The sequence below is a fragment of the Dietzia sp. DQ11-38-2 genome (genome assembly GCF_014145055.1).
Taxonomy (GTDB): domain Bacteria; phylum Actinomycetota; class Actinomycetes; order Mycobacteriales; family Mycobacteriaceae; genus Dietzia.
The window spans coordinates 1-5,875 of the sequence record NZ_JAALDW010000445.1 but is presented as its reverse complement, the minus strand read 5'-3'; the positions used below and the strand labels follow the sequence as shown (position 1 = coordinate 5,875).

Annotated in this window: 6 protein-coding genes and 1 pseudogene; 5 read left to right on the top strand and 2 right to left on the bottom strand. The window is 69.9% G+C overall.

Features of this window, described 5'->3' with window-relative positions; all coding sequences use genetic code 11:
* A pseudogene (locus G6026_RS14125) lies at window positions 1-201 on the top strand (hypothetical protein); the annotation flags it as partial.
* Between the two features lie 136 nt (window positions 202-337).
* On the opposite strand, the gene G6026_RS14120 reads toward G6026_RS14125, so the two are convergent.
* Window positions 338-1,255 (bottom strand): SDR family oxidoreductase, encoded by a 918-nt coding sequence (locus tag G6026_RS14120; protein WP_182613540.1) that lies wholly within the window; start codon window positions 1,253-1,255, stop codon window positions 338-340.
* Window positions 1,256-1,317: 62 nt separating this feature from the next.
* Window positions 1,318-2,091, bottom strand: coding sequence for an SDR family oxidoreductase (locus G6026_RS14115; RefSeq protein ID WP_182613539.1), 774 nt, complete (start codon window positions 2,089-2,091; stop codon window positions 1,318-1,320).
* A gap of 78 nt (window positions 2,092-2,169) precedes the next feature.
* On the opposite strand from G6026_RS14115, the gene G6026_RS14110 reads away from it, so the two are divergent.
* The 4 genes from G6026_RS14110 to G6026_RS14095 are packed head-to-tail and all read left to right on the top strand — an operon-like array spanning window position 2,170 to window position 5,766.
* A complete protein-coding gene (locus tag G6026_RS14110) occupies window positions 2,170-2,964 on the top strand; it encodes an enoyl-CoA hydratase family protein (RefSeq protein WP_182613538.1) in 795 nt (264 codons plus the stop codon).
* Window positions 2,961-3,902 carry a CoA transferase subunit A gene (locus G6026_RS14105; RefSeq protein WP_182613537.1) on the top strand — a complete coding sequence of 314 codons (942 nt, stop codon included), beginning with the start codon at window positions 2,961-2,963 and terminating at the stop codon, window positions 3,900-3,902. Before G6026_RS14110 ends, G6026_RS14105 begins: the two co-directional genes overlap by 4 nt.
* Window positions 3,899-4,684: a CoA-transferase gene (locus G6026_RS14100; protein WP_182613536.1), complete on the top strand. Its 786-nt coding sequence runs from the start codon at window positions 3,899-3,901 to the stop codon at window positions 4,682-4,684. The genes G6026_RS14105 and G6026_RS14100 overlap by 4 nt, the downstream gene beginning before the upstream one ends.
* Window positions 4,681-5,766, top strand: a complete 1,086-nt coding sequence (locus G6026_RS14095) for a nitronate monooxygenase (protein WP_182613535.1) — start codon at window positions 4,681-4,683, stop codon at window positions 5,764-5,766. The genes G6026_RS14100 and G6026_RS14095 overlap by 4 nt, the downstream gene beginning before the upstream one ends.
* Window positions 5,767-5,875 lie beyond the last annotated feature (109 nt).

Below are 5,875 nucleotides of genomic sequence, written 5' to 3'. Positions count from 1 at the left end.
CTCCTGCCGTTCCTCTCGCTGGGTGGCACGCTCGTACTCGCCGGCGCGGCGATCAACGGTGGCGTGGCGCTTCCCGCCCTGCCGCCGCTGCCGGGCCTGCCGCCGCTGCCCACGATCTGCGACCTCCCGCAGGAGCAGGTCGACCAGCTCGCGGGCGCCGGATCGGTCGACGCCCAGAACTGCCCGGATCCCGAGAACTGAGCACCTGACCCCGGGCGTTGATCCGGGCACGGAGCCCTGAACCGGGGCATGGAGAAGGAGCCCCGCACCATCACGGTGCGGGGCTCCTTCTCCGTTCCCGCGTCGGATGACCCCGACCCGGACCGGGCCGCTCGGCTCAGCGAGCGCCGTACACCGGCACCGGCGACGGGGACGCGGCGAGCAGTCGCGGCACCACGGATCCGAGCTCTGCCGGGTCCCACTTCGCGCCCTTGTCCTCGGTCGCGGCGCGCTGCCACCCGTCGCACACGGTGACCTTCCCGCCCTCGACCTCGAACACACGCCCGGTGACCTCATCCGACTCCGCCGACCCGAGCCACACGACCAACGGCGAGATGTTCGCGGGGTCCATCGCGTCGAAGGACCCGTCCTCGGGCGCCGCCATCTGTGACGCCATGCCCTCCCCGGCGGAGGTGGTCATGCGGGTACGAGCAGCAGGAGCGATCGCGTTGGCGGTGACGCCGTACCCCTTCATCTCCGCGGCGGTCTGGATGGTCAGCAGCGCGATTCCGGCTTTCGCGGTGGCGTAGTTCCCCTGTCCGACCGAACCGAAGAGCCCGGCCCCCGAGGAGGTGTTGATGACCCTGGCCCGGCGGGGGCGGCCGGCCTTCGATTCGGCGCGCCAGTACTCGGCGGCGTGCCGCAGCGGCGCGAAGTGACCCTTGAGGTGGACGTTGATCACGGTGTCCCAGTCCTGCTCCCCCATACCGACGAGCATCTTGTCCCGGAGGAAACCGGCGTTGTTGACCAGCACGTCGAGCCCCCCGAAGTGGTCGATCGCCTGGTGGACCAGTTCCCGTGCCCCGTCCCAGGAGGAGATGTCGTTCCCGTTGACCACGGCCTCACCGCCGGCGGCCCGGATCTCCTCCACGACCTGCTCGGCCGGGGATTCCCCCACGTCCGATCCGTCGAGGCCGGCGCCGAGGTCGTTGACCACGACCTTCGCGCCCTCTGCCGCGAAGGCCAGGGCGTGCTCCCGGCCGATTCCGCGGCCGGCGCCGGTGACGATGACGACGCGTCCGTCGCAGATTCCCATGGTTCTCCTCGATGTGTTGTTCGGCCTCGACGTGGTGTTCGCCGACGTGATGGCCGGGACTGTCAGGACGTGGTGTTGGCGTTGGACGCCGAGAGGAACGCCGGCTTCTCGCCGCCCCCGTGGACCAGGAGCTCGGCTCCGGTGATGTAGGCCGCCAGCGGCGAGGCCAGGAAGGCGGCCGCCTGCCCCACATCCCGCGGGTCGGCCATGCGACCCATGGGAATGGTGGCGTCGACCGCGGCGACGCCGTCGGAGTCCCCGTAGTGCATTTCGGCGAGTTCGGTCTTGACCGGTCCCACGACGACCGAGTTGATCCGCACCGCGGGCGCCCACTCGACGGCCAGGGACTGCGTCAGCGAGTCGATGCCCGCCTTGGCCGCGCCGTAGGACGCCGTTCCGGGTGAGGGCCGGTGTCCGGAGACCGACGAGATGTTGACGATCGCTCCTCCGGCCGGCTGCATCACCCGGTTCGCCTCCTGGGCCACCGTGAGCGCGGACAACAGGTTCAGCGCGACGATCTTGGCGTGGAAGTTGGCGCTGGCATCGGCCGCCAGGGCGAACGGGGCACCGCCGGCGTTGTTGATCACGACGTCCAACCGACCGTGCCGATCCACGATCCGCTCCACCATCGCGCGAACCGCCTCGGGGTCCCGGAGATCGACCGAGTGGAACTCGAGATCGCCGACGTCGGACCCCTCGTCCGCGGGGCGCCGCGCGCAGGTGACGACGACGGCACCGGCTTCTCGGAAGACTCTGCTGATCCCCGCGCCGACGCCACGGACGCCGCCCGTGACGAGGACGACCCTGCCCGCCAGACCCAGATCGATGTGCGACATGCGTGCTAGCCTACCAAGCAAGCGTTTGGTCAGTCACCCGCCCGCTGAACCACAGCGGCGGCGTGCGAAGGGAGCACCATGGGCATCACCGTCGACAGGGGAGCAGACGGCATCGCGACCGTCACCGTCGACTTCCCCCCCGTCAACGCCATACCCTCGGCGGGGTGGTTCGAGCTCGGCGAGCAGATCCTCGCCGCCGGTCGCGACCCGGGGGTCCACGTGGTGATCCTCCGGGCCGAGGGCCGTGGGTTCAACGCCGGCGTGGACATCAAGGAAATGCAAAACTTCGAGGGCTTCGACCACCTGCTCGCCGCCAACCGCGGGTGCTACGTGGCCTTCAACGCGGTGTACGAGTGCGCGGTCCCCGTGATCGCCGCGGTGAACGGCTTCTGTGTCGGCGGCGGGATCGGGCTCGTGGGGAACGCGGACTGCATCGTCGCCTCCGACGACGCGGTCTTCGGCCTCCCCGAGGTGGACCGGGGAGCGCTCGGGGCCGCCACCCACCTGGCCCGAATGGTCCCCCCGCACATGATGCGCACCCTGTACTTCACCTCCCGCACCGTCACCGCGCAGCAACTGCACCAGTGGGGCACGGTCTACGAAGTGGTCCCCCGCGACCGGCTCGACGCGGCCGCCCGGGACCTCGCCGAGACGATCGCCGCGAAGGACACCCGTGTGATACGGGCGGCCAAAGAGGCCATCAACCACATCGATCCCGTCGACGTGAAGTCCTCCTATCGGATGGAGCAGGGCTTCACCTTCGAACTCAACCTCGCCGGCGTGGCCGACGAGCACCGCGACGAGTTCGTCAAGAGCGGGACGAACCTGGATAAACGAGCCGATCGAGCCGAGAGGACGGGCGAGAACAAGTGACGACGACCCCCACCCCGCGCGACAAACGCACCAGTATCGACGAGGCCGTCTCGCGCCTGCGCAGCGGAATGACCATCGGTATCGGCGGATGGGGCTCGCGGCGCAAGCCCATGGCGCTCGTCCGGGCGATCCTCCGCCGGGAGGACCTCACCGACCTCACCGTGGTCTCCTTCGGCGGCCCCGACCTGGGGTTGCTCTGCTCAGCCGGGAAGGTCTCCAAGGCCTACTACGGCTTCGTGTCACTCGACTCCGCCCCGTTCTACGACCCGTGGTTCGCCCGCCGCCGCACCGAGGGCTCGATCGTCGCCCGCGAGATGGACGAGGGCATGGTCCGGGCCGGCCTCACCGCCGCCGCGCACCGCCTGCCGTTCCTACCCACCCGCGCCGGTCTCGGCTCGGACGTGTTCCGCTTCTGGGGGGACGAACTCAAGACCGTCGACTCGCCGTATCCGGCGGACGGACGGACCGAGACCCTCGTGGCGATGCCGGCCCTTCGGATGGACGCCGCGCTGATCCACCTGGACAAGGCCGACAGGCACGGCAACGCCGCCTTCACGGGCGTCGACGGGTACTTCGACGACCTCTACGCCATGGCCGCCGACACCGTCCTGCTCGAGGTCGACGAGGTCGTGGATTCCGCCGACGCGCTGATGACCGAGGTCGGTCCCCAACGCATGCTCCTCAGCCGCATGTTCGTGGACACCGTCTCCGAAGCCCCGAACGGCGCGCACTTCACCTTTGCCGGCGGTTACGGCCGCGACGAGGCGTTCCAGAAGCACTACGCCTCCTGTGCCAGGGACGACGCGTCGTGGGCGGACTTCGTCTCCGAGTTCCTGTCCGGGTCCGAGGAGGAGTACCAGAGGGCGGTCTCGGCGTTCGCGGAGAAGGCCGCCGCCGAGAAGGCCGCCGCTGCCGCAGACAAGGGAGCCACGCGATGACCGACACCACCACACGACCCGCCACCGCTCAGTCCATCAGCAGGGCCGAGTACTGCGCCATCGCGTGCGCGGAGATCTTCGCCGGCGCCGGGGAGATCTTCGCCTCGCCCATGACCCCGATGGCCACCATCGGGGCGCGGCTCGCGCGGCTGACCACCGAGCCGGACCTGCTCATCACCGACGGTGAGTACCGCTTCCTCGGCCAGACCCCGCCGCTGGGAAAGGTCATCGACTTCGAGGGATACATCCCCTTCCCCCGGGTGTTCGACGTCCTGCAGGCCGGCACCCGCCACGTGGTGATGGGCGCCAACCAGATCGACCGCTTCGGCAACCAGAACCTCTCCGCCTTCGGCGACGACGTCCAGAAGCCCTCGCGACAGATGTTCGGCCTGCGGGGTGCGCCCGGCAACTCGCTCAACCACGCGACCAGCTACTGGGTGGGCAAGCACTCCACCCGCGTCTTCACCGGGAAGGTCGACATCGTCTGCGGAGTGGGCTACGACCGGTACACCCCGGGGGACCCCGCCTTCCGGTACCACCACCTGCACCGAGTGGTGACAAACCTCGGCGTGTTCGACTTCGGCGGGACCGACCACGGGATGCGCGCGCTGAGCCTGCACCCGGGCGTCACCGCCGAGGAGGTCGCGGAGAACACCGGCTTCGAGATCGAGGGCCTGTCCGAGGCCGGCGTCACCCGCGATCCCTCGGCGGAGGAGCTGCGCCTCATCCGTGACGTGCTGGACCCCCGCGGGTTCCGCGACCGCGAGGTGCCGACCGCATGAGCGCGCCGACCATCGCCACGGCCTTCACCGAGCTGGTCGGGGTGGAGTACCCGATCGTCCAGACGGGCATGGGCTGGGTCTCCGGACCCGAGCTGACCGCGGCCACCGCCAACGCCGGAGGGCTGGGGATCATCGCTTCGGCCACGATGACGTATCCGGAGCTCGAGAACGCGATCCTTCGCACCAGGGAGCTGACCACCCGCCCCTTCGGGGTCAACCTCCGCGCCGATGCCGAGGACGCCGCCGAGCGATGCGAGCTGATGATCAGTCACGGCGTGAAGGTGGCGTCGTTCGCCCTCGCGCCCAAGCCCGAGTTGATCGCGCGCCTCAAGGACAACGGCCTCGTCGTCATCCCCTCCATCGGCGCGGCGAAGCACGCCGTCAAGGTGGCCTCCTGGGGTGCGGACGCCGTGATCGTCCAGGGCGGAGAGGGCGGGGGGCACACCGGCCCCGTCGCCACGACGCTGTTGTTGCCCAGCGTCATCGACGCCCTCGGCGGTGCCGGCAACACCTCCATCCCGGTCATCGCCGGCGGAGGCTTCTTCGACGGCCGCGGCCTGGTGGCCGCGCTCGCCTACGGCGCCGCGGGCGTCGCCATGGGCACACGCTTCCTGCTCACCAGCGACTCCCGCGTCCCGGACGCGGTCAAGAGGCAATACCTGGACAAGGGACTCCAGGACACCGTCGTGTCCACCCGCGTCGACGGGATGCCGCACCGCGTCCTGCGCACCGGCCTGGTCAACGCCCTCGAGTCGGGCAGCCCCGTCAAGGGGATGCTCGCCGCGGTGCAGAACGCCAACAAGTTCAAGTCCATGACCGGTATGAAGTGGCAGACGCTCGCCCGGGACGGCCTCAACATGAAGAAGGCCTCCGACCGCACCTGGCAGCAGATCGTCATGGCCGCCAACACCCCGATGCTGCTCAAGGCCGGCCTGGTAGAGGGCAACACAGAGGCCGGCGTGCTGGCCTCCGGACAGGTCGTGGGCATGATCGAGGACCTGCCCAGCTGCGACGAGCTGATCCAGCGGATCATGACGCAGGCGCACGAGCGGCTGGAGGCACTGCGGGGCCACAGCTCGTAGTCCGGGTGTCGTCACCCCCGGGCGCATGGTCTTTCGATGATCGCCCCGGCGGACCACGCCTCGTTCACGCACGGCCTGATCCCCGCACCCGCCGACCACCGTGGTCGGC